The following is a 26,705-nucleotide window of genomic DNA, read 5'->3' as shown; positions in this document are numbered from 1 at the left end:
GGACCCATGGACGCGGTCGTGCACGCCACCCTGGAATCGTTCGACGCCGCCACCCACGATCGGCTGACAGCCGATCCGGTGCGAAACACGGTGGCACTCACCTCGCTCGACCGCATCCGCCGCTCGCCGGCCACCGACCTCCTGCTGACCCTGATCACCTTCCACGACAACGGCGAAGTGATCGGCTCCCTGATCCGCACCCCACCGTGGCCGTTCCAAACGGCCGACCTCCCACTCTCCGCGGTGGAACTGGCGGCGAACCTCGCCGCCAGAATCGATCCGGACGCCCCAGGAGTGACCGGCCCGCGGACCAGATCCGAGGCCTTCGCCACAGCGACGGGCAAGAACTACACCGAGTCCCTGACCACCAGGCAATACCGCCTGGGCACCCTCGCCAGGCCCACCGTCGAAGGCACCGGCCGCCTGGCCACAGAGGAAGACGTAGAACTCCTCGCCGCCTGGCGCGAAGCGTTCGTCCGCGAAGCCGTGCCAGAAGCACCGAACGAGCCGGCGACCGAAGCCATGCGCGCCTCCCTGCGACTCGGCAACGGCCACGCCCTCTGGGTGATCAACGGCACACCGGTCGCCTGGGCCGCAGCCAGCCTCCCCCAAACCGGCATGACGAGGATCGGCCCGGTCTACACCCCGCCCGAACACCGCAAGCACGGCTACGGCGCCGCGGTAAGCGCATTCGCGAGCCAGTGGGCGCTCGACCAGGGCGCCACCGACGTCCTCCTCTTCGCGGACCTGACCAACCCAGTGTCGAACTCGATCTACCAACGCATCGGCTACCAACCACTCGACGACTGGGCGGAGTTCTGGTGGAAGCACTGAGCCACAACGACCTCGACGACTTCCTGACCACGGCAGAGGACTTCCTCAACGCCGACCCGGTGAACCACAGCGTGCACCTGACCGCCATGGACGCGGCCAAGCGGGGCGAACGCCAACCGGCCACCCTGATCTCCTTGCACGACAACGGAACCGTCGTCGGCGCAGTGACCCAGATGGTCGGCCGCCCACTGCACGTCGCCGCCATGCCGCCGGCCGCGGCCCCGCTCGTCGTCGAGGCGTTGCGGGGCAGGGAGATCCACGAGATCAGCGGCACGCGCGACCGCGTCGAGGCCTTCCGCACCCTGTGGCGCGACGGCGGCAAGGAACTCTGGACCCTGCGGCTGTACCGACTGGAAGGCCTGGAGGTTCCGGACGTGCCGGGCGAGCCGAGGCCAGCGACACCGGCCGACGACGAGCTGATCACCGGCTGGTGGGTCGACTTCGTGGAGGAGCTGGACGGTCTTCCCCGCCACGAGGCCGAGAAGCGGGCGATGGACTCCCGGTGGATGTCAGCCGGCCACGTCATCTGGGAGGTAGACGGGGCTCCGGTCTCCTGGGCTGGGAGCACGACGCCGGTCGGCGGCGTGTCACGGGTCGGGCCGGTCTACACCCCGCCCGCCCACCGCAGGCGTGGCTACGCGGCTGCCGTCACCGCCGCGGTCAGCCAGTGGGCGTACGAGGCCGGCGCCGAGCACGTCGTCCTCACCGCGGACCTCGCCAACCCCACCTCCAACTCCGTCTACCAGGGGATCGGCTTCCGGCCGGTCTCGGACTGGTCGGAGTACCACTGGGACTGACGCCGCCGCAGTTCCCTGTCGCATCCCCCCGCGCTTCCGCATATGCGGGAGAAACAAAACGCTGTTTCAGGACAATCGTCACCCGTTCAGGTTGTGGACAACTCGCAGGCCCTTGTCGAGCCCACTGAACGAGACGAAGCCGGGCCGGGATCAGGACAACCACCACCCGATCTGACGACTCGGCAGCCCACAGGCACAGCGAGCCGATCGAGCTACCAGAGCGGGGCGCGCCGAACGGCGGTGCGAGCCGCCCGAGCGGGGCTGGGGCGACGGCAGGGCGAGCCGCCTGCCTGAGCGGGGGCTGGGCGAACGGCAGCGCGAACCGCCCCGGCCGCTCGAGCCGGAGCTGGCCGAACGGCGAGACGAGCCGAGCTAGCTGAACAGCTCAGGCGCCAGCGGGCGGTTGCGGACGTGGGAGGAGAACACGAGCGAGGTAGTGGTGTCGCCGTAGCGCTGCATCACCTCGACGAGCTCCTCCAGTTCGACCATCGACCGGCACACGACCCGCAGCAACCAGCAGTCGTCGCCGGTCACGTGGTCGGCGTCGAGGATCTGCGGCAGCACCAGCACCTGCGTGCGGAACCGCGGCGTGTCCAGCGACCGCACCCGCACGCGGACGATCGACTCGATCGGCAGGCCGAGCCGGGCGGGAGAGACGACCGCGGTGAAGCCCGTGATCACGCCGAGCGACTCCAGGCGCCGCACCCGTTCGGTCACCGCCGGCGCGGACAACGAGACGAGACGGCCCAGCGACGTGAACGACATCCGTCCGTCCTGCTGCAGCAACGACAGGATCTTCCAGTCCACCGCGTCGAGTTCCACCTGGAAATCATAGGGAGAACACCCAGAACGCCTGGACTTCCGCATGTCGGAGCGACGCCAACGCCAAGCAGGATCAAACACATGACGAACGCACTGCGCTTCCCCGCCGCCGATCCACAGACAGCCGCAACCCACTTCGCCGCCGAGCTCGCGTTCGAGGCCGACCCCGACGACGTGCACCGCGACCTCCAGGAAGGCAACACCCAGGGCTACGTCCTCGTGGAGACGCGCGCCCCGGAGGCGTTCGCGCAGGCCCGCATCCCCGGCGCGATCAACCTGCCCTACCGCGACCTGCCCGAGCGGCTCGACCTCGATCCGAGCCTCGTCTACATCTGCTACTGCGAGAGCTTCCAGTGCAACGCGGCCACCAAGGGCGCCCTCGCGCTCGCCCAGCGCGGCTTCCGGGTGAAGCGGCTGTCCGGCGGCATCAGCGCGTGGCGCGAGGCGGGCTATCCGGTCGAGTCGGATCAGCTCGTCGGAGCAGGTGTATCCAAGGTCGCGTGTCATTGCTGACCTGGGCCCACCTAGGCTCAGTTGCGTGAACGCACCGCGCTTGCTCGTCCTGCAGCCCTCGCAGTCAGACCCGTTGGCCAAGCTCGGGGACTGGCTGGAGGCCGAGGGCATCGAGCTGGACCTCGTGCCGCTGAAGGAGATGCCCGCGCCGCGGAACCTCGACGGCTACCAGGGCCTCGTCTGTCTCGGCGGCGAGATGGGCGCACTCGACGACCTCGACCACCCGTGGCTCGCGGATGCCCGTCGGCTTCTGTCCAGCGCCGTGTCGAAGCGGCTGCCCACCCTCGCGATCTGCCTCGGTGCGCAGCTGCTCGCGGCCGCCACGGGTGGCCAGGTGCGCAAGGGGCCGCAGGGGCCGGAGGTCGGGGTGCTGCTGGTGGCGAAGCGCGACGCGGCCGCCACCGACCCGTTGTTCGCCGACCTGCCGTTCACCCCCGACGTCCTGCAGTTCCACAACGACGAGGTGCACCTGCTGCCGCCCGGCGCGGAACACCTCGCGGCGTCCCCGAAATATCCGAATCAGGCGTTTCGGGTGGGAGAGAGCGCTTACGGCCTTCAGTTCCACATCGAGACGACCCCGGAAATCGTCTTGAACTGGGCCTCGAAGGATCCTGATTCGGCATCCTGTGCGCGAGCTCACCACTTCGACCAGGAGTTCCTCGAAGAGGCCCACCGCGACTTCGAAGAGGTGTGGCAGCCGTTCGTCGGCAGATTCGCGAAACTCGTTCGGGGAGAACTGTTGCCCGCACTGGGTTCGGGCACACAACTTCCGTTGGTGTGACGTTACTTTCGTAGGTTTTAAGACATCCTCCGTTGGCGGTACCGTAATCTCCTGGACAGCTTGTTCGATCCAGCCGGAGGATCAGTGTGGATCCCGCACTTGTAGTGATCATCGTCGTTGTCACTGCTCTCATCTTCGACTTCACCAACGGGTTCCACGACACGGCCAACGCCATGGCCACCTCCATCGCCACGGGTGCCCTGAAGCCCCGCACGGCGGTCGCGCTGTCGGCGGTTCTCAACCTCGTAGGCGCGTTCCTCTCCGTTGAGGTGGCCAAGACCATCTCCGGCGGCATCGTCGACGACGCCCAGATCACGCCCGCCATCATCTTCGGCGGGCTGGTCGGCGCGATCATGTGGAACCTCGTCACCTGGTACGTCGGCCTGCCGTCGAGTTCGTCGCACGCCTTGTTCGGCGGTCTGATCGGCGCGGCCTGGGTCGCGTCCGGTGTGGACGCCATCCACTTCGTCAAGGTCGTCGACAAGGTCCTGGTGCCCGCGATCGTCGCGCCGCTGGTCGCCGGCCTGGTCGCGGCCATCGCCACGATCGTCGTCTACCGGCTCAAGAAGGCGGCGGACCCGCGCGTCTCGCACACCGGCTTCAAGGTCGGTCAGGTCGCGTCCGCCTCGCTGGTCTCCCTCGCGCACGGCACGAACGACGCGCAGAAGACCATGGGCATCATCACGCTCGCGCTGATCACGTCCGGCTCGCTCGCCCCCGGTTCCGGCCCGCCCACCTGGGTGATCATCAGCGCCGGTCTCGCGATCGCGGCGGGCACGTACCTCGGCGGCTGGCGCATCACGCACACGCTGGGCCGCGGCCTGACGACCATCGAGCCCGCGCAGGGCTTCGCGGCGCAGACCTCGACCGCCACGGCCATCCTCGCGTCGTCGCACCTCGGCTTCGCACTGTCCACCACGCACGTCGCGTCCGGCGGCATCATGGGCTCCGGCCTGGGACGCGACCGCCGCGGCGTCAACTGGGGCACGATGGGCAAGATGGCCGCGGGCTGGCTGTTCACGCTGCCCGCTTCCGGCATCGTCGGTGCCCTCGCGGGCAAGTGGGCGTCGACCGGCACGGTCGGCATCATCGGCGTCGCCGCCATCGGTCTCGCGGTGGCGATCTTCATCTGGATCCTGGCGCGACGCGAGCCGATCAAGCCGGAGCACATCGTCGACGAGGTCGCCGCTCAGGCCGAGCTGCACAAGGTGGCGGCATGAAGGTCGACTGGACGGCGCTGCTCCAGGTCTTCGGCGCCACGCTGCTGGCCACGGTCCTCGTGGTGACGTTGTTCGTGGTCGGCATCCGCGCTCTCTCGGGTGACAAGAAGGTTCCCGCGTACGCGAGCTTCGCCGGTTGCGTCGCCGTGGTGCTCTACGGACTCTCACTGATCGTCTTCTGACCGTGTGAGGGCATTAGGGTTGGCTCACGATGAGCGAACCAGTCCGCCACGCGTCCCCAGCAAGATTCGGGCTCACCGAGCCGCGCAGCGAGGAAGTGCTGCGCGGCCTGGGCCTGTGGGCTGACCGCCGGCCCACCGACGGCTCCGAACCGGTCCTCGCGGCGCTCTCCCGTTGCCCGGACCCCGACCTCGCGCTGCGAGGCCTGGAGCGCCTGCACGCCGTCGCCGACTGGGACGCCCTGTCGGCCGCGTTGCACAAGGACGTCGTGGTGCGCGGGCGTCTGCTCGCCGTACTCGGCTCGTCCACCGCGTTGTCGGACTTCCTCGTCGTGAACCCCGACAGGTGGCGTTCGCTGACCGATGAGGTCGACGTGTCGCTGGAGCTCGCCGACGACGACGTGCTGCGCACCGAGTACCGGGCGAAGCTGCTGCTCGTCGCCGCGAACGACCTGGCGCACGTCGTCGAGCCCGATCTGCCGTTCGTCCCGTACGACACGGTGGCCGCGCAACTGTCCGATCTGGCCGTGTCGGCGTTGCAGGCGTCGTTGAAGCTTGCTTCGGCGAAGGTGAACGGCGCCGACCGCTGCCGGCTCGCGGTGATCGCGATGGGCAAGTGCGGCGCGAACGAGCTGAACTACGTGAGCGACGTCGACGTCGTGTTCGTCGCCGAGGGTGATCTGGGTGTGGCGACCCGGCTGGCCAGCACGGTGATGCAGATCGCGGGCCAGTCGTGCTTCGAGGTCGACGCGGCGCTGCGGCCGGAGGGCAAGGCGGGCGCGCTGGTCCGCACCCTGGACGGGCACGCGTCGTACTACAAGAAGTGGGCGCGGACCTGGGAGTTCCAGGCGCTGCTCAAGGCACGGCCGGTCGCCGGGGACGTCGAACTGGGGCAGGCGTACCTCGACGTCGTGCGGCCTTACGTGTGGACGGCGGCCGAGCGCGAGAACTTCGTCGAGGACGTGCAGGCGATGCGGCGCCGGGTCGAGGACCACGTGCCGTCGGGGCTGGCCGACCGCGAACTGAAGCTCGGCCGCGGTGGACTGCGCGACGTCGAGTTCGCGGTGCAGCTGCTGCAACTCGTGCACGGGCGTTCCGACGAGGACCTGCGCATCCAGGCGACGACGGCCGCGTTGGCCGCGTTGGGCCAGGGCGGGTACGTCGGGCGTGAGGACGCGGCGGAGTTCGGACGCTCGTACCGGTTCCTGCGCACGTTGGAGCACCGGCTCCAGCTGCAGCGTTTACTGCGCACGCACCTGTTCCCGGCCGACGACGACGTGACGGCGTTGCGCTGGCTGGCACGGTCGACGGGGCTGGCGGCGGACGGGCAGAAGTCCGAGGGGCAGGTGCTGCTCGCCGAGTTCCGCAAGCACGCCAACCAGGTCCGGCGACTGCACGAGAAGCTGTTCTACCGGCCGCTGCTGCAGTCCGTGGCGGGCGTGCCGACCGAGGCGTTGCGGCTGACCACGAAGGAGGCCGTGGCGCGGCTGGCGGCGTTGGGCTACACCTCGCCGGACGGCGCGTTGCGGCACATCCAGGCGTTGACGCACGGGATGTCCCGGCGCGCTCGCATCCAGGGCGCCCTGCTGCCGGTGCTGCTCGACCTCTTCGCCGGCACGCCCGATCCCGACGGCGGGCTGCTCGCGTACCGGAAGGTGTCCGAGGCGCTCGCGGAAACCCCCTGGTACCTGAGGCTTCTGCGCGACGAGGGCGCCGTCGTCGAACGGCTCGCGGTGCTGCTGGGCACCTCGCGCTTCGTGCCGGACCTGCTCGTGCGGGCGCCGGAGGTGTTGCGGCTGCTCGCCGACACCGACGCGTTGGTCGGCGGTGATCCGCACTCGATCGGGAAACCCCTGCGCAGCGCCGTTTCCCGGTACGGCGAGGCGGCGCGGGCGATCGCGGCCGCACGATCGTTGCGGCGCCACGAGTTGCTGCGGATCGCCGCCGCGGACCTGCTGGGGTTCATGCCGCTGGAAACGGTGTGCGTCTCGCTGTCCGAGGTGTGGGGGTCGGTGCTGCGCAGCGCGCTGGACGCGGCCGTGCGCTCGTCCGGTGAAGCGGTGGCCGCGATCTCCGTGATCGGCATGGGCCGGCTCGGCGGGCACGAGCTCGGGTACAGCTCGGACGCGGACGTGATGTTCGTGTGCCGGCCGTTCGAGGACGTGTCCGACGCCGAGGCGGTGAAGTGGGCGAGCGGGGTCGTGGAGAAGATCCGGCGACTGCTCGGCGCCCCGTCGCAGGACCCGCCACTGCAGGTCGACGCCGACCTGCGGCCGGAGGGGCGGCAGGGACCGCTGGTGCGGACGCTGGACTCCTACCGCGCGTACTACCGGCAGTGGGCCGAGCTGTGGGAGAAGCAGGCGCTGCTGCGGGCCAGGTTCATCGCGGGCGACGCCGACCTGGGCGCCGAGTTCGAGGCGTTGATCGAGCCGCTGCGGTATCCGCCGGACGGTCTGGACGCGGCGTCCGTGCGGGAGATCCGGCGGATCAAGGCGCGGGTCGACGCGGAACGGCTGCCGCGCGGCGCCGACCCGAGCACGCACACCAAGCTCGGCCGCGGCGGGCTCGCGGACGTCGAGTGGACCGTGCAGTTGTTGCAGCTGCAGCATTCCGGTGCCGTGCCCGGCCTGCGCACACCGTCCACAATGGCCGCGATGCAGGCCGCTGTGTCCGCCGGCCTGCTGGCCGCCGAGGACGCCACCGCGCTGACCACCGCGTGGAACCTCGCGACGCAGGCCCGCAACGCCCTGATGCTGGTGCGGGGCAAGGCATCTGATCAACTGCCGACGTCCGGGCGCGATCTCGTGGCGGTCGCGTCGGTGATGGGGTACGAGCCAGGAGGCGATCCGGGGGAGTTCCTGGAGGAATATCGCAGGACCACTCGTCGTGCACGTGCGGTGGCGGAGCGTGTCTTCTACGGTGAGGGACTGTGAAAGCCATCGCGTTTACCCGGTTCGGCGATGCCGACGTCATGTCGTTGCAGGAACTGCCCGACCCGCTGCTCGGGCCCGACCAGGTCCTGGTGGAGGTGCGCGCGGCCGGCGTGAACCCGGTGGACTACAAGATCAGAGCCGGGTACCTGCAGGGTCTGATGCCGCACCACCTGCCGTTGATCCCCGGTTGGGACGTGTCAGGCGTCGTGCGGGCCGTCGGCATCGGCGTGCAGGACTGGAAGCCGGGCGACGAGGTGCTCGCCTACGCCCGCAAGGACCACGTCCAGTTCGGCACCTACGCCGAGTTGATCTCGGTGCCGGACCGGATGGTCGCGCGCAAACCGTCCACCGTGGACTTCGTGACCGCGGCCGCGTTGCCGCTGGCAGGGCTGACGGCGTTGCAGGCGCTGAAGGCCGTCGGCACCGGTTCCGGCGACGTCGTCCTGGTGCACGCCGCCGCCGGTGGCGTCGGGCATCTCCAGGTGCAGATCGCGCGCGAGCTGGGCGCTTCGCGGGTGCTCGGCACCGCTTCGCCGCGCAACCACGAGTTCGTGCGATCACTGGGAGCCGAACCGGTCTCCTACGGTGACGCGCTGGTCGACGCTGTGGCGGAGATCGTCGGCGGCGACGGCCTGGTCGACGTGGTGGTCGACAACGCGGGAGGGCTCGCGTTCGACCAGTCGTTGCAGCTGGTGCGCGACCGGGCACGGATGACGTCCATTGTGGATGGACCGCGGGCGCTGGAGAACGGCGTGGTCAACACCTGGGCGCGGCCGAACGCGGAGCAGACGCAGTGGCTCGTGGATCTGGTCGCTGACGGAAAGCTGCGCGTCGAGGTGCAGCAGACTTTTCCGTTGGAGGAGGCCGTGAAGGCGCACAGGCTTCTCGAAGGTGGCCATGTACGAGGAAAAGTTGTACTGACCGTCTGAAATCTTCAGGTATTTCTTCAGGTTTGGGGGCACACCTGCCGGTGTGCCCCCTTTTCTGACTGCTCAGTCCTCGTCGGAATCGGGGTCCACCGCGGGAGCGCTGGTGTAAACCTCGACCACCCACTCCTCCTCCAACGCTTCCGCGTCGTCGGCGTCGGGAACGAGCCGGTTGTAGACGCGGACACCGAGGTCGAGCACGTCAGCGGCCTGAACCGCTTCGAGAGCGTCCGGTGCCGAGTCGAAGATGTGAGTGGTGAGCAGCTGCGGAGCCGTGAATTCGGCGACATCTTGAGACACGGGCGGACCCTAGCGCATTGACGTTTCACCCAATCGAGATGAGACTAGGCCCGCTCAGTGGGGGAGCTGTGGTTCGTCACGGGGGTCTAGCAGAGGAAGTCATGCAGCATCGCAGGGTCACGCGCCGAGGAAAAACCGTGATCGCCATCGCGGGCGTGGCGGCCGGCGTGCTGGCACTACTCGGTGTGATCGAATATGCACTGAACGGCAGCAACTCCGCCGCGCAGCCCAACGTCACCGCCACGACGACCACGTCGAACGTCGTCGAAACCCCTGATGGCGCACTGGAAACCACCGAGCCGTCCGCGGACGTGAAGGTGCAGACGGGTTCGTTCAAGCAGCAGCGCGGCATGCTGACCGTAGAGGTCAATCGTGTGGAAGCGGCGAACGGCCGCGTGAAGCTGTTCGTGACGGCCACCAACGCCTCCCAGGCCAGAATGACCCTCCCCGTGGTCGGCATCGCGGTCCTGGACGATCTGAACCGCACCTACGCGGCGTCGAGCAGCAAGTGGGACGGCCCCGTCACGCAGGGCACCACCGCCTCGGGCACCGTCGTCCTCGACGAGAAGCTCGGCACCGGTGTGAACTCGCTCACGCTGACGTTCTCGTCGATCTCCGGCCAGTTCGCGCCGACCGGCGCCGCCATCACGGTCACCGGAATCCCGCTGCCGAAGTGATTTTCTGGCGAGAGCCGGACGAAAACCCTGAGGACGCACGGGGTCGGCTCGCCTAGCCTGAGCCCGTGAAGTACCTGTTCTTCTGGGGCCACCAGCCCGAACGTGACGGCGGCATCGGCAAGGGCTGCCTCTCGCAGTGGTGGCCGTGCACCTTCACCGCCGACGGGCAGGAGTTCGCGTCCGCCGAGCACTACATGATGTGGCGCAAGGCGTTGCTCTTCGGCGACGCGTCCGTTGCTTCGCGGGTGCTGGCCGCCCGCACGCCGGCCGAGGCCAAGGCACTGGGCCGTGAGGTGTCGGGTTTTTCCGGCCCCATCTGGGATTCCGCGCGGCTGGAGATCGTCGTCGAGGGAAACCTGGCGAAGTTCGGCCAGGACCCCGCGCTGCGTTCCTACTTGCTGGGCACGGGTTCCCGCGTCCTGGTCGAGGCCAGCCCGCAGGACCGCGTGTGGGGCATCGGCCTCGTGGCGTCGGACCCGCGTGCCCAGGACCCGTCCTCGTGGCTGGGCCTCAACCTGCTCGGCGAGGCCCTGATGGAGGTCCGCTCGAGGCTGTCAGCGTGAGGTAGGTGGTGAGTGCCGCCAGCGTGATCCCGCAGGGAACGAGTCCTTTTCGGATCAACGCGGGAATCTCGTTGAGCGGCACCCACTCCACCCGCGCGGCCTCGGCGGGATCGTGCTCACCGGTCTTGACCGCGTCCGTGCCGGTGAAGACGTACGTGGTGTGAGAACTGAGGCCGTTCAACGGATTGATCGTCACCAACGGCTCAACGCTGACCAGGTAACCCGTCTCCTCCTCGGTCTCCCGCACGGCCGCGGTCTCGGCCGTCTCACCCGCTTCGAGCCGACCGGCCGGAACCTCCCAGCCCCACACGTCGGTCGTGAACCGATGGCGCCACATCAGCAACACGTGCTCGTCCCGCACCACGACCACCGCCGTCGAGGCGAACGGCAACCGCAACACGTGATGCTCGAACCGCTCGCCGTCAGGGACCTCGACGTCGTCGAGGTCGACGCTCATCCACTCCGACTCGTAGATCCTGCGGGTGCCGTGCACCGTCCACTGCGTCACGCGGCAACCACTATCACGCGGCCGTCGCTTCCTGCTCGATGAACCCCGTGGCCTTCCCGCCCGTGTGTCAGGGAGTCGGGGAGATCTGGCAGAGGAGAAGTGATGTTCAGCTACTCAGGGCCGGCCCGGCTCGTCTACGCGGACGGCAACGCGGTCGAGCTGGACCGGGTGGACCTGATCGAGACGGTGAACGACGGCGGGCTCTGGCAGCTGTCCGGCGCCGGGACCGCCATGACCGAACTGACCGGTGGCGAGGCCCGGATCAAGCTGCCGACCGGCGGCGAGGCCGAGGTCCTGGTCTCGAACGTCCGGGTCAGCGAGGGGATGAACGGGGTGTCGTCCACCGTGACGCTGCTCGGCACCTAGACAGGCCGAAGGCCCGGCGGGAATCCCGCCGGGCCTTCAATGCGAAGCTCAACCGACGGCGGCGCCTCGATCCCATAGAGCTGAATTCAGCAGTGCATCCTGATCGACGGTGTCGTGTTTCGGCTGATGCTTGACACTCTGGCTCCACCTGATGCTTGATGTCCGCTCAGGTCGGTGACCGAGCGTCCTGCAGGATGTGCACATGGCGAAAGAGGCTGACGGCACACGTGATACCCGCGTGACCCTCCTACTGGAGGACAACGTGAGGAGCGAACTCGAGGCGACGAACGGCATGCTGGGGCTGGGGCTGAGCGACGACACGATTGAGCGGCTGATGGAAGGCGTTACTTCGGGCGTGCTCTACGCCTTCAAAGTGGACTGGTCGCCCGACTGGGTGAAGCCTGGGCAGGTGCACGCATGGGAGGAAGACGGGGCGTTCTTCGCCCGGTGCAGTGAGTGCCTACTCGATTCTCCGCCAGCTGAAAGCCTTGCTTCAGCAGAAGCCTGGGCTCGTAAGCACGCGACCCTGCACTAACGGAACATCCACCCATGCCGCCGAGAACACGCGCTCCACGGTAGTCAATGATCATTGCCTGAACTGTCCAAGACGACTGCTCCGGCCTCGCGCGCGTTACGGCATTTCTTCGCAAGCATGCTGCTAGAGCAGGGAACCAGCATCCGGGCGCTGGCGGATTACTTGGGTCACGCAGATCCGGCGTTCACGCTTTGTGTCTACACTCATTTGATGCCGTCGAGTCATGAGTGTGCGAGATTCGCGATCGACAAGTTTATGAGGCGGCTGTAGGTGCTTTGATGTCAAGGTGCTGTTTGTGTCTAGTTCACCTTGTTCTTGTGTCAAGCAATTTTTACGATCGGCTTGCCGCGTTCAGCGTCCCAATGTGCGACTGCAATCGTGCGGTCTGCTCCAGAAATTCAACCTGGTCATCATGTCAAAGGCCTTGAGGGCCGAGCGTCAGTTGGATCAGGAGACACGACGACCGAGGGCCGGGCGACTGAGACAGTCACCCGGCCCTCGGCCTGTGGTCGATCAGGCGGCCTCTCCTGGAGACGGCCTGACTGGGGCTTCAACCGGTGAAACGGCTGGTCAAAGCCCCGCGCCGATCACACGTCGTAGTAGAGCGCGAACTCGTAGGGGTTCGGGCGCAGACGCAGCGGGTCGATCTCCTGCTCACGCTTGAACGAGATCCAGGTGTCGATCACGTCCGGGGTGAAGACGCCGCCCTCGAGCAGGAACTCGTGGTCGGCCTCCAGGTTGTCCAGCACCGCGTCGAGGGTGGCCGGGACCTGCTTGACGTCGCGGGCCTCCTCGGGCGGGAGCTCGTAGAGGTCCTTGTCGATCGGGGCCGGCGGCTCCATCTTGTTCTTCACGCCGTCGAGGCCCGCCATGACCATCGCCGAGAAGGCGAGGTACGGGTTGCCCGAGGAGTCGGGGCAGCGGAACTCGACGCGCTTGGCCTTCGGGTTGTTGCCCGTGATCGGGATGCGGATGCACGCCGAGCGGTTGCGCTGGGAGTAGACCAGCGAGACCGGGGCCTCGTAGCCCGGGACCAGGCGGTGGTACGAGTTCACCGTCGGGTTGGTGAAGGCCAGCAGCGACGGCGCGTGGTGCAGGATGCCGCCGATGTAGTGGCGGGCGGTGTCGGACAGGCCCGCGTAGCCGCTCTCGTCGTGGAACAGCGGCGTGCCGTCCTTCCACAGCGACTGGTGCGTGTGCATGCCCGAGCCGTTGTCGCCGAACAGCGGCTTCGGCATGAAGGTGACGGTCTTGCCGGCCTGCCAGGCGGTGTTCTTGATGATGTACTTGAACAGCATCAGGTCGTCCGCGGCGTGCAGCAGCGTGTTGAACTTGTAGTTGATCTCGGCCTGGCCGCCGGTGCCGACCTCGTGGTGGGCGCGCTCGACGGTGAAGCCCTGGGCCTCCATGTTGAGGACCATCTGGTCGCGCAGGTCGGCGTAGTGGTCGTTCGGGGTGACGGGGAAGTAGCCACCCTTGTACTTGACCTTGTAGCCGAGGTTGCCGCCCTCTTCCTCACGGCCGGTGTTCCACCAGCCGGAGACCGCGTCGACCTTGTGGAAGGAGCCGTTCGCGGTGGTGTCGAACTGGACCGAGTCGAAGATGTAGAACTCGGCCTCGGCGCCGAAGTACGCGGTGTCCGCGATGCCCGAGTCAGTGATGTACTGCTCGGCCTTGCGCGCGATGTTGCGCGGGTCGCGGCTGTACGCCTCACGCGTGAACGGGTCGTGCACGAAGAAGTTGACGATCAGCGTCTTCTCGATGCGGAACGGGTCCAGCCGCGCGGTGTACAGGTCGGGCAGCAGCAGCATGTCCGACTCGTGGATGGACTGGAAGCCGCGCACTGAGGAGCCGTCGAAGGCGAGTCCCTCTTCGATCGCGTCGGCGTCGAACGCCTTGGCCGGCAGCGTGAAGTGCTGCATCACGCCGGGCAGGTCGCTGAACCGCACGTCGACGAACTTGACGCCCTCGTCGGTGATGAACTTCAGCACCTCGTCGGAATTCTTGAACACCCTCGTCGACTCCTTGGCTATGGAATACGGCTGGCCATCGCGTGCGACCGTATGCGGGCGGTGTTGCCCGTCCGTCACTCCGATGTTTCGCCAGTGTTAACGGGGACGCTCAACCGGGCAAGGCGACCTGCCCGTGCTCACCCGTTGAGCACGGCTTTACTCTGGTGGGGTGAGCAGGTGGACCGGTTCGTGGCTGTCTGGACCTAATTCGGTGCTGTCGCCGGGTGACGACTCGAACGACGGCGCGCAACAGCGCTGGCGAGGCGAGCGGCACGGCTTCCCCGAGAAGGGGCCGGGCTCCATCGCCTCGATCGGGCGGCGCACGTTCGCCATCTTCGTCGACTTCCTGCTGGCGGCCGGCGTCGCGGCGGTGTTCACCCAGCCCGACCTGCCGAAGAACTGGAGCCTGCTGGCCTGGTTCGTGATCACCGTGGTCGCGGTGGCGTTCTTCGGGTTCACGCCGGGGCACGCGCTGTTCGGGCTGCGGGTGGCGCGGATCGACGGCAAGACGTTCGTGCACCTGCCGCGCGCACTGCTGCGCACCGTGCTCATCTTCCCGCTGATCCCGGCGCTGGTCTGGGACGCGGACGGCCGCTGCCTGCACGACAAGGCCGCGGGCACCGTCGTCATCAAGGTCCGCTAGCTCACCCAGAACGTGAAGAGGCCCGCCGCACGAGATGTGCGGCGGGCCTCTTCGTGCTGGTGGGAGCGGGTTCGGTCAGCCCCGGCGGCGCATGGCGCGCTGGACGTTGCGCATCTTGGCGCCGGCCGGCATCGGGCCCTTGGGCAGTGCGGGGCCACGGCTGGCCAGTGCGGCGAGGCGGGTCTCCAGCGTCTCGACCTGGGCGGCCGTGATGTTGCGCGGCAGCTTCATCAGCTTCGACTGGAGCTTCTTCAGCGGGACCTGGCCCTCTTCGGTGCCGATGATGAAGTCGTAGATCGGGGTCTCGCCGATGACGCGGGCGATGCGCTTCTTCTCCTGCGCGAGCAGCGGCTTGACCCGCTGCGGGGCGCCCTCGGCGACCAGGACGACGCCCGGCCGGCCCAGCACGCGGTGCACGGCGTCGAGCTGCGTGGTGCCCGCGACGGCGGGCGTGACGCGCCAACGGCCGCGCAGGTTCTCCAGGGCCCAGGCACCGGCGCCCGGCTGGCCGTCCGCCTTGCGGAAGACGTTGCTCTGCACACGGCGGCCGAAGATGATCACGGCCAGCAGCGCGCCGATCGCGACGCCCAGCGGCACGAACATCCAGACCGCGTCGAAGACGATGCCCAGGACCACGGCGATCGCGGTGACGCCCAGCAGGGCGCCCAGCATCATCGGGATCAGCGCCTTGTCCTCGCGGCGCTGCATCTTGAACGCCTCGAAGATCTGCTTGCGCCGTTCGCGTGAGGCCGCGCGGCGAACCTTCGCCGCTTCCTTTGCCGCCGCCTTGTCCTGCTTACCAGCCATGTGGACAGGATACGGCGCGGTGGTATCAGACTCGCATCGGCCGTCTGCGAGACTGCCGGGATGGACGCGTTGCTGGAGGGTCTTGATCCTGAACAGCGCGCCGCGGTCGAGGCCCCACGCGGCCCCGTGTGCGTGCTCGCGGGTGCCGGTACCGGCAAAACGCGCACCATCACCCACCGCATCGCCTACCTCTGCCAACGCGGTCACGTCGCTCCGTCGCAGGTCCTGGCCGTCACGTTCACCAAGCGCGCCGCGGGGGAGATGCGCACACGTTTGCGTTCTCTGGACGTGCAGGGCGCACAGGCCGTGACGTTCCACGCCGCCGCATCACGCCAGCTGCGCTACTTCTGGCCGCGCGTCATCGGCGGTCCGCGCTGGGAGCTGGTCGACCAGAAGCTCCGCGTCGTCGCCCGCGCCGCGTCCCGGCTGGGACTGCCGACGGAGCCGGACGCGCTGCGCGACCTCACCAGCGAGATCGAGTGGGCGAAGGCGTCGCTGCTGACGCCGGAGGACTACCCGGCCGCCGCCGCTCGCGCCGCGCGGGACATCCCGGCGCCCGCCGAGCAGATCATGAAGCTCTACACGACCTACGAGCAGCTCAAGAACGAGGCACAGCTGCTCGACTTCGACGACCTGCTGCTCTACACAGCCGGTGCGCTCGAGGACAACGCGGAGGTCGCGCAGGAGTTCCGCGACCGCTACCGCTGCTTCGTCGTGGACGAGTACCAGGACGTGACGCCGCTGCAGCAGCGCGTGCTCGACTCGTGGCTGGGCAATCGCGACGACGTGACCGTGGTCGGCGACGCGAACCAGACCATCTACTCGTTCGCGGGTGCCTCTCCGCAGCCGCTGCTCAACTTCGGGCGGAGGTTCCCCGAGGCGGTCGTCGTGCGGCTGGAGCGCGACTACCGGTCGACGCCGCAGGTCGTGGAACTGGCCAACGACGTGATCAAGTGGGCGCGCGGGCGTCCCGCCGGCTCGCGGCTGCAGTTGATCGGGCAGCGGCCGGAAGGGCCGAAGCCGCGGTTCCACGAGTTCGACGACGAGCCGAGCGAGGCCGACGCCGTCGCCGGCCGCATCAAGACGCTGCTCGACGAAGGCGTCGCGGCGTCCGAGATCGCGATCCTCTACCGCGTCAACGCACAGTCCGAGGCGTACGAGCAGGCGCTCGCCGGCCTCGGCATCCCGTACCTGGTGCGTGGCGGCGAGCGCTTCTTCGAGCGCGCCGAGGTGCGTCAGGCGATGATCACGCTGCGCTCGGCGGGCGACGTGTCGGGGAGCCTGCCCGAGGTCGTCCGCTCGGTGCTGCACCGCGTCGGGCTCACCGACGAGCCGCCGACCGGTGGCACCGCCCGTGAACGCTGGGAGTCGTTGCTCGCGCTGGTCGAGCTCGCCGAGGAGTTCGCCGTCACCGTGCCCGACGCCGACCTGCCGCGGTTCTGCGTGGAACTGGACGTGCGGGCCGAGGCGCAGCACCCGCCGACGGTCGAAGGCGTGACGCTGGCGTCGCTGCACGCGTCGAAGGGCCTCGAATGGGACGCCGTGTTCCTCGTCGGACTGGTCGAGGGCACGATGCCGATCCAGTACGCCGACGGCGACGACGCGAAGATCGAAGAAGAACGCCGCCTTCTCTACGTAGGTGTGACGCGTGCGCGTGAGCACATCTGGCTGTCGTGGGCGCTGGCGCGCGCGGCCGGCGGGCGCAAGTACCGCCGCCGTTCGCGGTTCCTCTACAACCTCGTTCCCGAGAACCATCCGGCCGCACGCGTATCCGCCGCCGCTCAGCGCCCTCCTCTCATGAAGAAGGAGAAGCCGACCTGCCGGGTGTGCGCGTCGACGCTGGTCGAGGCGCAGGCCGTCAAGCTCGGCCGATGCAGGTCCTGCCCGTCCGATGTGGACGAAGAGCTGCTCGAGTCGCTGCGCCGATGGCGTGCGGGACGGGCGCGGGAACTGAAGGTGCCCGCGTACGTCGTCTTCACCGACGCGACCCTGGTGGCGATCGCGGAGCAGCGACCCACGGATTCGGCCGGACTCGTCGCGATCTCGGGCATCGGCGCCTCCAAGCTTGATAAGTTCGGCGACGACGTGTTGGGCCTGGTCCGAGCCGGTGTCGGGTACTCCGCCACCTGATCGGGACAAGTTTCGTTAAATAGGTTGCGAGCCCCAGGGACGGGGTCATAACCTGCACATGCCGGGTCCGGAGGACCCGACTGGGGAAGAAGAACTACTACTAGCTCTCGATGCAGAGCTCTCTCGTTCGGAGGAGGTGGCCCGTTGTGAAGATCTTCAGCATCTCTCGCGCGCTCGGCCTCCCGTTGACCGAGGGCATCTGCACGTCCGCATCCGCTCAGGCCATGTGGCACACCTCTGCCCACAAGCCAGTGGCACTGCTGGGCCGCGAGCGGGGCACCGCTCTGCGCGGAACCGCTCTGCCTGCCGCCGAACTGGGCAGCGAGCAGCCGATCGCGCTGCCGGTCATCGATGACGTCGACAACTACACGAATGCGCTGTCCGCGCATCAAGTGAGAAGGCTCCTGCCGACCCCCTAGAGGGTCGAAGGACCACCAGGCTCACGAAAGCCGCGGACTCGCCAAGAGTCCGCGGCTTTCGTGTTTTTTGCTGTACCCCACACAAGGAGAAAACCCTGATGTTGACCGCGACTGTCCCGCTCACGGGCGAGACACTTCCGGACCTCGCGGAGGGGCTGGACATCCCCTGCCGCACCCACAACCCCGACCTCTGGTTCGCCGACGCACCTGCTGACCTCGAGAAGGCGAAGTCCTTCTGCGGGTCCTGCCCGGTTCTCGCGGAGTGCCTCGCCGGCGCGATCGCACGTCACGAGCCATGGGGCGTCTGGGGTGGAGAGATCTTCGAGCGCGGTGTCGTCATCGCGCGGAAGCGGCCCCGTGGCCGTCCGCGCAAGGACGCGACCGTTGTCACTGCCAGCAAGACGGAGGCGGCGGCGTGAACACCGACCAGCTCAACAACAACGGCACGATCCCCGCCTACCTGAACGAGGGCCTGACACCCATGTCTCTGAATGAAGAACTCGTGCGAATACGAATACAAGAAGCCCAGAGGTTCGCGGAAGAGCAACGCCTGGCGAACCGCCTCGCGTCAGCGCAACGTTGGCGCAGGTTGTCGCGATGGGCGGGACGCAGAGCGGCTCGCTTCGACCTCTGACAGTCTCGAGCTGAGGCCGTCATCCACGAGAAGGTGGATGGCGGCCTCGGCCGTTCCTCCGTACCGTTCCCTTTGTGCCGCACCACACTCACGACGGAATCGACTGGTCCGCCCGCCTCCACGCGATGAGGCGCTACGGCTCGCTGCAGGCGGAGGCGCTGACCTCGGTCGCGCGCAGGCTCGTCGCCCCACTACCGGACTCGCCGGTGGTGATGGACGTCGGCTGCGGCGCCGGCTCGATGAGCGTGCCGCTCGTCTCGGCCCTGCGCGAGCACGGCGGAGGCGTCCTCGTACTGGTCGACGCCACGCCCGAACTGCTGGACGCGGCCTGCGCCGCGGCCCGCATCGAAGGCGACGGCGTTGTCACGGTGAAACCCGTGCTGGCAGACCTGACCGCCGAAGACCCGCTGTCGTTCGCCGGCCCGGTCGAGCTCATCTGGGGCTCGCGGGTGATCCACCACCTCCCTGATCAGTTGCGCGGAGTGAAACGCCTGGTAGAAGCCTTGGCTCCCGGCGGATGGCTCGCCCTGGCGGAAGGCGGCCTCGAAACCCGCTTCCTCCCGTGGGACCTCGGCGTCGGCTCACCGGGCCTCCAGGACCGCATGGCCGCGGCCCGCGCGTCGTGGTTCACGGCGATGCGCGAGAACATGACCGGCTCAGTCCGCCTCCCGGTCGGCTGGAACGTGGCCCTGGCCGACGCGGGCCTCGGCGAGATCAGCGCCTTCAGCTTCGTAGTTGACCACCCGGCCCCGGCCAAACAACTCGTCCGCGACTGGGCGGTCGACCGCCTGACCTGGCTGTCCGAGGTCACCGGCCCGCACCTGCACCCGTCCGACCGCGACGCGCTGCGCCGCCTGCTCAACCCCTCCGACTCGGAGTACGCGGGTGCCCGCGAGGACGTGTTCCTGCTGGAGACCGACACCGTTCACGTGGGACGGCGCCGGTGACCGCCTGCCACAGATGCGGGCGGCTGCGTTCCTCCGTTTCCGACCTGGAGTTCCTGGCCTGGTCGTCCGAGCGGACCGGTGGCTCGATCCGGTGGTTGTGTCAGGTCTGCTCGAAGACCCACGTGCGGGACATCGAGGGCAAGTTGCCGGACGAGTACTGGCGCTGACTCACCTGTGCTCGCGGATCGCGCGATGGGTGAGGTGGCTGGCGACTCGTGGGTGTGGGCCGTGCCGGGTACAGGTCCGAGCCGGGAGTGGGTAGGCGCGAGTTCCGGTGGGGTTCGCGCGGGATGCCGTGGGCGAGTGTTGTTCGCCGGGCATGCCATCTGACCTGCGGTAGTTCAGACGTGGTGAGGGTCGGTGGTCCGATCGGGCGGTTTTGGTGAAGCGGGATCGTGCCGACGTGTGAGGTGACGTGGGCCTGTGGGCGGGACCGTGCCGGGCGCCGGTCCGACCCAGGATGGGCGGGCGCGAGTTCCGGTGAAGCTCGCGGGATGCCGTGGGTGTGGGCCGCGCTGGCACAAGTCTGTGCCGGGAGCGGGCAGACCCGAGTTCCAGCGCGGCACGCGAGATGCTGTGGGTGCGTTCGTTTGCCGGGTATGCCACCTGACCTGCGGTGGCTCAGCCCTGGCGAGGCTCGGTGGTCCGATCGCGCGGAGTCGGTGAGACGGATCGCACGGCGGGCTAGGTGACGTGAAGCCCTTCTGAGGGCATGCATCACGGGTGAGGGGCCGCCTCCGAAGCTGTTGTGCTCGCGCGACGCCGAACCAGACCCCACTGACCTGCGGCGGACACCTACCGCGAACGTCGAGTCGTCAGGTCGGGTAGAGGTGGCATAAGGCCTGCCTGACCAGCGCCGTTCCCCTCCGGCTGCTCACCCGCAACTCCTCCGCGAGATCGGCTGGCGAGCACAGCCGCGCCCCCACCACGGCGTCGAGGATCTCCATGACGGCGCGGGGGTTCAGCTCCCGCCGGGCCATGTCCAGGGCAGCCCGGGCGGGACCTGCCAGCCGAAGCCCGTGGCGCTCCACCACGTCCGGCGGGCGGCTGGTGCGTTCGAGCAGAATCCACGGATGTGCTCTTCGCGCATTCATTCCCGCGAGCACGTGAATGTGTCGTGGAAGGGGAAGTGCGGCGCCTTGGCGGACCAATGCGTCGGCTCCCGTGATCACCGAGGAAGGTCCTGCAAAGGAAAGAACAGCACGTAGCCGGTCGAGGCGGGTCGGTGGGGACGGCTTGGTCAGGACGACGCCGGGCAGCAGCTGCTGCCACGACCCGGCGGGGGTGCAGTGGCGCAGGATCTCACGCGGGGAGATGCCGGATTCGCGCAGCTCAGCGGTGGTTGCGATGTGTGGCATGCGTTCATCGTGGAGCACTGGGAGGACGCCGAACCGGGCTGGAAGCCAACCTGTGGACAACTTCGCCCGGATTCACTCGGACGAGTTAGTCGTCGAATCCCGGCTGCCAGCGCGCAACGATTTCGTGTGCGGTCACATGGGCGTCCAACTGGCAGAGAATGCCCGTCGCTCCCATTGTCACGCGGTGAATCAGCAGGTATTGCGGCGGCAGGTTCAGCGAGCGGCCCGTCTGCGAGTCCGGGCTGCGCAGATCGCCCACCCGTTCGGCCTGCGACTGCAGCCAGCGGCGGGTGAAGTGGAACGACTCGGCGCGCAGCGGCTCCACGAACGGCGCCAGGTAGCCGAGCACGTCCTCGCCGTGCAGTTCCATGCCCTCGCGGATGAAGTTCTCGGTGCGCAGCAGCTCGACCAGGTCGGCGGAGCGGCCGTCCAGCGCCAGCCTGGTCATCAGGCCCAGCGTCTTCGGCAGGCCGTCGGGCAGGCGGGCGACGGCGCCGAAGTCGAGCACGCGCAGGCGGCCGTCGTCGCCGAGCATGAAGTTGCCGGGGTGCGGGTCGGCGTGCAGCAGGCCCGAGCGGGACGGGGCCGAGAAGTGGAACTCGGCGAGGAGCTGGCCGGCCAGGTCGCGGTCCTCCGCGGTGCCGTCGCGGATGATGTGGGACAGGCCCACCCCCGACGTCCACTCGGTCACCATGACCTTGGGCGACGAGGCGATGACGCGGGGGACCAGCACGTGCGGGTCGTTCTCGAAGGCCTTGGCGAACGTGCGCTGGTTCGCGGCCTCGTCGCGGTAGTCGAGCTCCTCCAGGTACCGGTCGCGCAGCTCCTCCAGCAGGGGGCGCACGTCGGTGCCGGGCATGATCGCCTGCAACAACCGGCTGAACCGCAGCAGCTGCTTCAGGTCGGCGCGCAGGGCCTCGTCCGCGCCGGGGTACTGGACCTTCACCGCCACGTCGCGGCCGTCGTGCCACACGGCGCGGTGCACCTGGCCGATGGACGCCGACGCGGCCGGGGTGTCGTCGAACTCCTGGAAGCGCTTCGCCCAGGACGCGCCGAGCTGTTCGGCGAGCACGCGGTGCGTGGTGCGGGCGGGCATCGGCGGGGCCGCGGTCTGCAGCTTCGTCAGCGCCTCGCGGTACGGGGCGGCCAACTCGTCCGGCACCGCGGCCTCGAACACGCTCAGGGCCTGGCCGAACTTCATCGCGCCGCCCTTGAGCTGGCCCAGCACCGCGAAGACCTGTTCCGCCGTCTTGGCCGTCACCTCTGCGTTGACCTCGTCGGCCGCGCGTCCGGTCAGTCGCTTCCCCCAGCCGCCGACAACCCGGCCGGCCACCCCGAGCGGGAGGCTCGCCAGCTTGGCGGTGCGCTGCACGGCCTTGCGCGGAATCTCGGTCACTCGGCCATGTTATGTGCGGAGCACTGACAGTCAGGGTGCGGATACCAGCTTCGCCTCTCAGCGACGCCCGCCGCGAGGTCGAGTTCGAGAGTGGCGTTCAGCACGGGCGGGGGAGCCAGGTCGCGGCCGCGGACGTAGATCAACGACTCCAGGATCTGCGCCACCGCCAGCGCCGCCGTGCCCGACGCGAACAGCACGTCGGTGGAGGCCGGTCGGCTCGCGAGCTGGGCGGCGATGACGGGCCACGCCGGATCCTGGTCGGCGCGGTGCAGGTCCGCGCAGTTCAGGCAGGACGAACGACCAGGTAGGACCAGCGGTCCGACGATGCCCACGCCCTCACGGACGCGCACGGCCAGATGAGGCGTCCGGAACGCCATCAGCGTGCTCACGAGGTTCGGATCGGGGACCTGCGTCGCCGCCAGCACCGTCAGATCGGCGTTGTGCGCGAGCTGAACGCTGGATTCAGCCAGAAGCGAGGTGATGGAGAGAGCGAGGTGCCCGGACCCGTGGACCGCGGCCGTTCCGCCCCTCGAAGGCGGGCCGTCGTCGAGCAGGCCGGCTTCTTCGAGTGAGACGAGAACTTCACTCAACTGGGTGGGGTCCTCGCCGCGGGATTTCAGTCTTTCACCCAGTTCAGCGACGGTGTGGCGGCCGTCGAGGGTGATCAGTTCGTCGATCACCGCCTCGGGCAGCGAGTCGATCACGACGGCGTGTTTCGGGTCGGTGCCGACCTGGACGACGCCGGGGGCTCTGCGCACCACGGCCAGTCCTGCACGCACACGGGGTCTTGTGTCCACGAGGGTAGAGACTGGCAGGGGGCGGGGCCCCCTGCCAGCGCAAACGTCAGACCTTGGCCTTGCCGAGGATCCGCGTCATCTTCGTGCCACAGACAGGGCAGGTGCCCTTCGCCATGCGCCGACCATTGGTCTCCTCGACGTTGCCGTCGAAGTCCCGCTTCTCGCGGCACTTGACGCAATAGCCGTTGTAGGACTCGGCCACAGCCCCTCCCTTGCAGTTGTGAGTGCGGACACACTCGGGGACCTTGGCGCGACCGTACCTCCGCAAGCGTGCGAAATCGCGCATGTCGATCCCGCGCGTGTCCAGCCGCCGTTCGGTGGAACTTCACCCGCCGGGTGCGCGCCTGCCGCCGGTTGGGGGCCGAAAATTGTCGGTGGCGACGTTTACGGTGACTGCATGGCCGAACCGCGGGTGGAAGTGCGGCGGAGCCCCCGGCGCCGCCGCATGGTCAGCGCGTACCGGGAGGGCGACACCGTCGTCGTCCTTCTGCCGGCACGGATGACCAAGGGGGAAGAGAAGCACTGGGTGGCGGAGATGTTGAGCCGCCTCCAGCGCAGTGAGACGCGCAGGAAGTCCCCTGCGCGTGCATCGGACGAGGCGCTCATGGAGCGCTGCGTCGAACTGTCGGCGCGGTATCTCGACGCGCTGGCCGAACCGGTGAGCGTGCGCTGGGTGCCGCCCATGCGCACGCGCTGGGCGTCGTGCACGCCGACAGAGGGCACGATCCGCGTGTCCGAACGGCTGCGCGACGTGCCGCCGTGGGTGCTCGACTACGTGCTGGTGCACGAACTCGCGCACCTGCTGGTGCCAGGGCACGGCAAGGACTTCTGGGAGTGGGTCCACCGCTACCAGAAGACCGAGCGGGCCATGGGCTATCTGGAGGGACTCTCGGCCGCTGCAGGCTGGGGGATCTCAGAAGACTGACCGACCGCGGAACCGCTCGGCGAGGGTGTGCGCGCCGAGCCCAGAACGCAACGCGCCCGGTGAGGAAGTCCTCACCGGGCGCGTCGTTCAGAACTTCGATCAGGCCTCGTCGGGCTTGTCGCCCTTCTCGCCGTCCTCGCGCATGGTGCGCTCCAGCTCGGCGATCGGGTCCTCGAGAGCCTTGCGGGTGTTGGTCAGGCGCTCGGCGAACTCCAGCGGGTCGTCGAGGTCCTCAGCGGTCGGGACGAGCTCGGCGTGCTCCCACACGCTGTCGCGCACCTCGACGCCGTGCTGGTCGCCGATGAGCTTCCACAGCGCCGAGGCGGCCCGCAGCTTGCGCGGGCGCAGCTCCAGGCCCACGAGCGTCGCGAACGTCTGCTCGGCCGGGCCACCGGAGGCACGGCGGCGGCGCAGCGTCTCGCGCAGGGCGGGAGCACCGGGCAGGCGGTCGGAGACGGCGGCGTCGACCACGACGTCCACCCAGCCTTCGACGAGCGCGAGGAGCGTCTCGAGGCGGTTGAGCGCCGCCTTCTGCTCCGGGGTGGTCTGTGGCTCGAGCAGGCCCGAGCTCATGGCCTCCTCGATGGAGGCGGGGTTCGACGGGTCGATCTGGCCCGCGAGCTGCTCCAGAGCCGAGGTGTCGACCTTGATGCCCTTGGCGAACTCCTCGACGGTGTCGAGCAGGCGCTGCCGCAGCCACGGCACGTGCGTGAAGAGACGCTGGTGGGCTGCCTCGCGGGCGGCGAGGAACACCATCACCTCGGACGCGGGGCGCTCCAGGCCCTCGGTGAACTTCTCGATGTTCGCCGGCAGCAGAGCCGCGGTGCCCTCGGGCCCGAGCGGCAGGCCGACGTCGGTCGAGGTGAGCACCTCGGAGCCGAGCTGCGCGAGCGCGTTGCCCAGCTGCGAGCCGAACGCCATGCCGCCCATCTGCCCGAGCATCGCGAGCAGCGGACCGGCCGCCTGCTTCGCCTCGGCGGGCATCGCCTCGACCCAGGCGCCGGACATGCGCTGCGCGACCGGGTCGCACAGGCGCTGCCACGTCGGGATGGTGCGCTCGATCCAGTCGCGCGCCGTCCACGCCTGCGTCGTGCGGGTGCCCGCGGGCAGTGACGTGACCGGGTCCAGCCACATCTCGGCCAGGTGCACGGCGTCGGTGACCGCGCTCGACTGGTCGGAGGCGAACCCGATCGTGGTCGTCGTCGAGGACAGCTGCTGGAACGCGATCTGCTTCGCGAGGTCGTAGTTGACCGGCCCGCTCGACGACCCCGCGTTGCTCAGCATGGAGCCCAGCTGACTGAGCATGTCGCCCAGCTGGCTGAAGTCGAACGGGTTGTCTCCCGGCTTCCCGCTCTTGTCCTCGGGGTCGTGCGGGCTGAACCCGAACGGCACGTCACTCATGCCTCTACCGTACGCGGACAGACATGGTCGTACGCTGTTCAGCCGTGAGTGAAACCGTCACGACCGCACCCCCACCCGCGCTCCCGCCGAGGGAACGCGGACTGACCCGCCGGACGTGGACGCTGATCGTCAGCTTCCTAGTGGTGGCGGCGCTCGGACTGCTCGGCGGCTTCGCCAGAGTCCCGTACGTCGCGCTGGGCCCCGGCCCCACCTACGACGTGCTCGGCAAGGTCAAGGACGCCGACGTCGTCTCGGTCGACGGCCAGGACACGTTCCCCACCAAGGGCACCCTGCGCATGACGACGGTCTCGCTCACCGACGACGTCTCGCTGTTCGGCGCACTGGGCCTGTGGCTCTCCGGCCGCTACGCCCTGGCGCCGCGCGAGGAGTTCTTCAAGCCCGGTGAGTCGGAGGAGGAGGTGCAGAAGAACAACGAGCTCGCGTTCAGCGAGTCGCAGACCTCCGCCGAGGTCGCCGCGCTGCACTACCTCAAGTATCCGGGCATGGTGATCGCGAACCAGGTCACCAAGGGCAGCCCCGCGGACAACATCATCCCCCTCGGCGCCCGCATCATCTCGGTCAACGGCAAGCAGGTGCAGAGTGCCGCCGACGTGAGCAGCGCCCTGGAGAACACCAAGCCCGGCGACCGCATCGAGGTGGCGTTCGAGAAGGACGGCACCTCCCAGTCGACCCAGCTCACCCTCGGCACCCGCGACGACGGCCGCACCGCGGGCTTCATCGGCATCTCGCCGGTCGACCGCGCCGACGTGCCGTTCAAAATCAAGATCAGCCTCTCCGACGTCGGCGGCCCCTCGGCCGGCCTGATCTTCGCGCTGGCGATCGTCGACAAGCTGACGCCGGGCGAGCTCAACGGCGGCAAGGCCATCGCGGGCACCGGCGAGATCGCGGGCGACGGCACGGTGAAGCCCATCGGCGGCATCGCGTTCAAGATGGTCGCCGCGAAGGAAGCGGGCGCGACGGCGTTCCTCGTGCCCGCCGCCAACTGCACGGACGCGAAGCAGCAGGCGCCGAGCGACCTCAAGCTGATCAAGGTCGAGAACCTGTCGGACGCCGTGTCGTCGCTGGAGGCGCTCAACTCCGGCAAGGACACGCCGAGCTGCTGACGGTTCTCACTCGGGGGAGCTTTCGCGCCTGTTCTGGGTGCGGGGGCTCCCCCGAGTGCGTGTGGGGCTGCTGAACGCTGCACACGTCACGAGGCTGGAGCGCGCTTGCGCAGGGGTGGCGTTGTTCGCTTCTCGCGGCGCGCGAGCTGTCCGCTTGC

Annotated in this window: 32 protein-coding genes; 22 read left to right on the top strand and 10 right to left on the bottom strand. The window is 68.7% G+C overall.

All coding sequences use genetic code 11. From position 1 onward, the window contains the following. Nucleotides 1-6 precede the first annotated feature (6 nt). Both OG205_RS26770 and OG205_RS26765 read left to right on the top strand, forming a co-directional pair. Nucleotides 7-834, top strand: coding sequence for a GNAT family N-acetyltransferase (locus OG205_RS26770; RefSeq protein WP_330270803.1), 828 nt, complete (start codon nt 7-9; stop codon nt 832-834). Then, nucleotides 822-1,631, top strand: a complete 810-nt coding sequence (locus tag OG205_RS26765; protein ID WP_330270802.1) for a GNAT family N-acetyltransferase — start codon at nt 822-824, stop codon at nt 1,629-1,631. The genes OG205_RS26770 and OG205_RS26765 overlap by 13 nt, the downstream gene beginning before the upstream one ends. Before the next feature lie 372 nt (nt 1,632-2,003). Here OG205_RS26765 and OG205_RS26760 read toward each other — a convergent pair whose 3' ends face one another. Beyond that, nucleotides 2,004-2,453, bottom strand: coding sequence for an Lrp/AsnC family transcriptional regulator (locus tag OG205_RS26760; RefSeq protein WP_330270801.1), 450 nt, complete (start codon nt 2,451-2,453; stop codon nt 2,004-2,006). Nucleotides 2,454-2,534: 81 nt separating this feature from the next. On the opposite strand from OG205_RS26760, the gene OG205_RS26755 reads away from it, so the two are divergent. From OG205_RS26755 to OG205_RS26730, 6 genes are all read left to right on the top strand, one after another. Next, the gene (locus OG205_RS26755; RefSeq protein ID WP_330270800.1) at nt 2,535-2,966 is read left to right on the top strand and encodes a rhodanese-like domain-containing protein; all 432 of its coding nucleotides are present in this window, start codon (nt 2,535-2,537) and stop codon (nt 2,964-2,966) included. Nucleotides 2,967-2,991: 25 nt separating this feature from the next. Continuing rightward, complete coding sequence (locus OG205_RS26750) at nt 2,992-3,747, top strand: type 1 glutamine amidotransferase (RefSeq protein WP_330270799.1); 756 nt, start codon at nt 2,992-2,994, stop codon at nt 3,745-3,747. An 86-nt stretch (nt 3,748-3,833) separates the two neighbouring features. Beyond that, nucleotides 3,834-4,967, top strand: a complete 1,134-nt coding sequence (locus tag OG205_RS26745) for an inorganic phosphate transporter (RefSeq protein WP_330270798.1) — start codon at nt 3,834-3,836, stop codon at nt 4,965-4,967. Then, the gene (locus tag OG205_RS26740; protein WP_258953450.1) at nt 4,964-5,149 is read left to right on the top strand and encodes a hypothetical protein; all 186 of its coding nucleotides are present in this window, start codon (nt 4,964-4,966) and stop codon (nt 5,147-5,149) included. Before OG205_RS26745 ends, OG205_RS26740 begins: the two co-directional genes overlap by 4 nt. Nucleotides 5,150-5,178: 29 nt before the next feature. After that, nucleotides 5,179-8,079 (top strand): bifunctional [glutamine synthetase] adenylyltransferase/[glutamine synthetase]-adenylyl-L-tyrosine phosphorylase, encoded by a 2,901-nt coding sequence (locus tag OG205_RS26735; protein WP_330270797.1) that lies wholly within the window; start codon nt 5,179-5,181, stop codon nt 8,077-8,079. Next, entirely contained in the window at nt 8,076-9,008 is a 933-nt protein-coding gene (locus OG205_RS26730; protein WP_330270796.1) for an NADP-dependent oxidoreductase, read from the top strand. The genes OG205_RS26735 and OG205_RS26730 overlap by 4 nt, the downstream gene beginning before the upstream one ends. A gap of 63 nt (nt 9,009-9,071) precedes the next feature. On the opposite strand, the gene OG205_RS26725 is transcribed toward OG205_RS26730, so the two are convergent. After that, the gene (locus OG205_RS26725; RefSeq protein ID WP_030481542.1) at nt 9,072-9,305 is read right to left on the bottom strand and encodes a hypothetical protein; all 234 of its coding nucleotides are present in this window, start codon (nt 9,303-9,305) and stop codon (nt 9,072-9,074) included. Nucleotides 9,306-9,442: 137 nt separating this feature from the next. Here OG205_RS26725 and OG205_RS26720 point away from each other — a divergent pair, with 137 nt between their 5' ends. Beyond that, nucleotides 9,443-9,982, top strand: coding sequence for a hypothetical protein (locus tag OG205_RS26720; protein ID WP_330270795.1), 540 nt, complete (start codon nt 9,443-9,445; stop codon nt 9,980-9,982). A gap of 65 nt (nt 9,983-10,047) precedes the next feature. Then, on the top strand, nt 10,048-10,545 hold the full coding sequence (locus tag OG205_RS26715) for an NADAR family protein (RefSeq protein ID WP_330270794.1): 498 nt from the start codon (nt 10,048-10,050) through the stop codon (nt 10,543-10,545). On the opposite strand, the gene OG205_RS26710 is transcribed toward OG205_RS26715, so the two are convergent. Then, nucleotides 10,493-11,053 (bottom strand): NUDIX hydrolase, encoded by a 561-nt coding sequence (locus OG205_RS26710; RefSeq protein ID WP_330270793.1) that lies wholly within the window; start codon nt 11,051-11,053, stop codon nt 10,493-10,495. The two genes, OG205_RS26715 and OG205_RS26710, sit on opposite strands and share 53 nt — an antisense overlap. 102 nt (nt 11,054-11,155) lie before the next feature. Between OG205_RS26710 and OG205_RS26705 the strand changes: the two genes are divergently transcribed. The 3 genes from OG205_RS26705 (at nt 11,156) to OG205_RS26695 (ending at nt 12,224) form a co-directional block, all read left to right on the top strand. Continuing rightward, nucleotides 11,156-11,419: a hypothetical protein gene (locus OG205_RS26705; protein WP_319977883.1), complete on the top strand. Its 264-nt coding sequence runs from the start codon at nt 11,156-11,158 to the stop codon at nt 11,417-11,419. Between the two features lie 202 nt (nt 11,420-11,621). After that, a complete protein-coding gene (locus tag OG205_RS26700) occupies nt 11,622-11,954 on the top strand; it encodes a hypothetical protein (protein WP_330270792.1) in 333 nt (110 codons plus the stop codon). A 54-nt stretch (nt 11,955-12,008) separates the two neighbouring features. Continuing rightward, nucleotides 12,009-12,224 (top strand): tyrosine-type recombinase/integrase, encoded by a 216-nt coding sequence (locus tag OG205_RS26695; protein ID WP_330270791.1) that lies wholly within the window; start codon nt 12,009-12,011, stop codon nt 12,222-12,224. Nucleotides 12,225-12,541: 317 nt separating this feature from the next. On the opposite strand, the gene glnA is transcribed toward OG205_RS26695, so the two are convergent. Continuing rightward, nucleotides 12,542-13,966, bottom strand: coding sequence for a type I glutamate--ammonia ligase (gene glnA / locus OG205_RS26690; protein ID WP_330270790.1), 1,425 nt, complete (start codon nt 13,964-13,966; stop codon nt 12,542-12,544). A gap of 169 nt (nt 13,967-14,135) precedes the next feature. Between glnA and OG205_RS26685 the strand changes: the two genes are divergently transcribed. Beyond that, on the top strand, nt 14,136-14,609 hold the full coding sequence (locus OG205_RS26685) for an RDD family protein (RefSeq protein ID WP_330270789.1): 474 nt from the start codon (nt 14,136-14,138) through the stop codon (nt 14,607-14,609). 75 nt (nt 14,610-14,684) lie between these two features. On the opposite strand, the gene OG205_RS26680 is transcribed toward OG205_RS26685, so the two are convergent. After that, on the bottom strand, nt 14,685-15,416 hold the full coding sequence (locus OG205_RS26680) for a DUF4191 domain-containing protein (protein WP_330270788.1): 732 nt from the start codon (nt 15,414-15,416) through the stop codon (nt 14,685-14,687). A gap of 60 nt (nt 15,417-15,476) precedes the next feature. Between OG205_RS26680 and OG205_RS26675 the strand changes: the two genes are divergently transcribed. From OG205_RS26675 to OG205_RS26650, 6 genes are all read left to right on the top strand, one after another. Continuing rightward, nucleotides 15,477-17,546 (top strand): ATP-dependent DNA helicase UvrD2, encoded by a 2,070-nt coding sequence (locus OG205_RS26675; RefSeq protein WP_330270787.1) that lies wholly within the window; start codon nt 15,477-15,479, stop codon nt 17,544-17,546. A 146-nt stretch (nt 17,547-17,692) separates the two neighbouring features. Continuing rightward, a complete protein-coding gene (locus OG205_RS26670) occupies nt 17,693-17,965 on the top strand; it encodes a hypothetical protein (protein WP_330270786.1) in 273 nt (90 codons plus the stop codon). Nucleotides 17,966-18,063: 98 nt separating this feature from the next. Continuing rightward, nucleotides 18,064-18,384 (top strand): WhiB family transcriptional regulator, encoded by a 321-nt coding sequence (locus tag OG205_RS26665; protein WP_330270785.1) that lies wholly within the window; start codon nt 18,064-18,066, stop codon nt 18,382-18,384. Beyond that, nucleotides 18,381-18,599 carry a hypothetical protein gene (locus tag OG205_RS26660; RefSeq protein WP_319977889.1) on the top strand — a complete coding sequence of 73 codons (219 nt, stop codon included), beginning with the start codon at nt 18,381-18,383 and terminating at the stop codon, nt 18,597-18,599. Before OG205_RS26665 ends, OG205_RS26660 begins: the two co-directional genes overlap by 4 nt. Before the next feature lie 74 nt (nt 18,600-18,673). Next, nucleotides 18,674-19,546, top strand: coding sequence for a class I SAM-dependent methyltransferase (locus OG205_RS26655; RefSeq protein ID WP_330270784.1), 873 nt, complete (start codon nt 18,674-18,676; stop codon nt 19,544-19,546). Then, nucleotides 19,543-19,713 carry a hypothetical protein gene (locus tag OG205_RS26650; RefSeq protein WP_330270783.1) on the top strand — a complete coding sequence of 57 codons (171 nt, stop codon included), beginning with the start codon at nt 19,543-19,545 and terminating at the stop codon, nt 19,711-19,713. Before OG205_RS26655 ends, OG205_RS26650 begins: the two co-directional genes overlap by 4 nt. Nucleotides 19,714-20,361: 648 nt before the next feature. On the opposite strand, the gene OG205_RS26645 is transcribed toward OG205_RS26650, so the two are convergent. The 4 genes from OG205_RS26645 to OG205_RS26630 all read right to left on the bottom strand — a co-directional run bounded on the left by OG205_RS26645 (nt 20,362) and on the right by OG205_RS26630 (nt 23,299). Continuing rightward, nucleotides 20,362-20,904 (bottom strand): hypothetical protein, encoded by a 543-nt coding sequence (locus OG205_RS26645; RefSeq protein ID WP_330270782.1) that lies wholly within the window; start codon nt 20,902-20,904, stop codon nt 20,362-20,364. 85 nt (nt 20,905-20,989) lie between these two features. Then, nucleotides 20,990-22,300 carry an ABC1 kinase family protein gene (locus OG205_RS26640; RefSeq protein WP_330270781.1) on the bottom strand — a complete coding sequence of 437 codons (1,311 nt, stop codon included), beginning with the start codon at nt 22,298-22,300 and terminating at the stop codon, nt 20,990-20,992. Continuing rightward, the gene (locus tag OG205_RS26635; protein ID WP_330270780.1) at nt 22,297-23,061 is read right to left on the bottom strand and encodes a TOMM precursor leader peptide-binding protein; all 765 of its coding nucleotides are present in this window, start codon (nt 23,059-23,061) and stop codon (nt 22,297-22,299) included. The genes OG205_RS26640 and OG205_RS26635 overlap by 4 nt, the downstream gene beginning before the upstream one ends. A gap of 82 nt (nt 23,062-23,143) precedes the next feature. After that, on the bottom strand, nt 23,144-23,299 hold the full coding sequence (locus OG205_RS26630; RefSeq protein ID WP_189160476.1) for a DUF5679 domain-containing protein: 156 nt from the start codon (nt 23,297-23,299) through the stop codon (nt 23,144-23,146). 195 nt (nt 23,300-23,494) lie between these two features. Between OG205_RS26630 and OG205_RS26625 the strand changes: the two genes are divergently transcribed. Next, nucleotides 23,495-24,022, top strand: a complete 528-nt coding sequence (locus OG205_RS26625) for a M48 metallopeptidase family protein (RefSeq protein ID WP_330270779.1) — start codon at nt 23,495-23,497, stop codon at nt 24,020-24,022. A 99-nt stretch (nt 24,023-24,121) separates the two neighbouring features. Here the strand turns inward: OG205_RS26625 and OG205_RS26620 are convergent, their stop codons facing one another. Further along, a complete protein-coding gene (locus OG205_RS26620; protein ID WP_330270778.1) occupies nt 24,122-25,423 on the bottom strand; it encodes a zinc-dependent metalloprotease in 1,302 nt (433 codons plus the stop codon). A 44-nt stretch (nt 25,424-25,467) separates the two neighbouring features. Here OG205_RS26620 and OG205_RS26615 point away from each other — a divergent pair, with 44 nt between their 5' ends. Further along, entirely contained in the window at nt 25,468-26,547 is a 1,080-nt protein-coding gene (locus tag OG205_RS26615) for a YlbL family protein (RefSeq protein WP_330270777.1), read from the top strand. The last annotated feature ends 158 nt before the right edge of the window (nt 26,548-26,705 follow it).

Origin of the sequence: Lentzea sp. NBC_00516 (assembly GCF_036346835.1) — a bacterium.
Lineage (GTDB): Bacteria > Actinomycetota > Actinomycetes > Mycobacteriales > Pseudonocardiaceae > Lentzea > Lentzea sokolovensis.
This window is presented reverse-complemented; position numbering and strand designations above follow the sequence as displayed.

Excerpts from the sequence above, each read along its gene's own strand:
- OG205_RS26700 (WP_330270792.1), top strand. The coding sequence starts at position 11,622 with ATGGCGAAAGAGGCTGACGGCACACGTGATACCCGCGTGACCCTCCTA.
- OG205_RS26680 (WP_330270788.1), bottom strand. The coding sequence starts at position 15,416 with ATGGCTGGTAAGCAGGACAAGGCGGCGGCAAAGGAAGCGGCGAAGGTT.
- OG205_RS26770 (WP_330270803.1), top strand. The coding sequence starts at position 7 with ATGGACGCGGTCGTGCACGCCACCCTGGAATCGTTCGACGCCGCCACC.
- OG205_RS26625 (WP_330270779.1), top strand. The coding sequence starts at position 23,495 with ATGGCCGAACCGCGGGTGGAAGTGCGGCGGAGCCCCCGGCGCCGCCGC.
- OG205_RS26665 (WP_330270785.1), top strand. The coding sequence starts at position 18,064 with ATGTTGACCGCGACTGTCCCGCTCACGGGCGAGACACTTCCGGACCTC.
- OG205_RS26645 (WP_330270782.1), bottom strand. The coding sequence starts at position 20,904 with ATGCCACACATCGCAACCACCGCTGAGCTGCGCGAATCCGGCATCTCC.
- OG205_RS26620 (WP_330270778.1), bottom strand. The coding sequence starts at position 25,423 with ATGAGTGACGTGCCGTTCGGGTTCAGCCCGCACGACCCCGAGGACAAG.
- OG205_RS26740 (WP_258953450.1), top strand. The coding sequence starts at position 4,964 with ATGAAGGTCGACTGGACGGCGCTGCTCCAGGTCTTCGGCGCCACGCTG.
- OG205_RS26675 (WP_330270787.1), top strand. The coding sequence starts at position 15,477 with ATGGACGCGTTGCTGGAGGGTCTTGATCCTGAACAGCGCGCCGCGGTC.
- OG205_RS26705 (WP_319977883.1), top strand. The coding sequence starts at position 11,156 with ATGTTCAGCTACTCAGGGCCGGCCCGGCTCGTCTACGCGGACGGCAAC.
- OG205_RS26735 (WP_330270797.1), top strand. The coding sequence starts at position 5,179 with ATGAGCGAACCAGTCCGCCACGCGTCCCCAGCAAGATTCGGGCTCACC.
- OG205_RS26755 (WP_330270800.1), top strand. The coding sequence starts at position 2,535 with ATGACGAACGCACTGCGCTTCCCCGCCGCCGATCCACAGACAGCCGCA.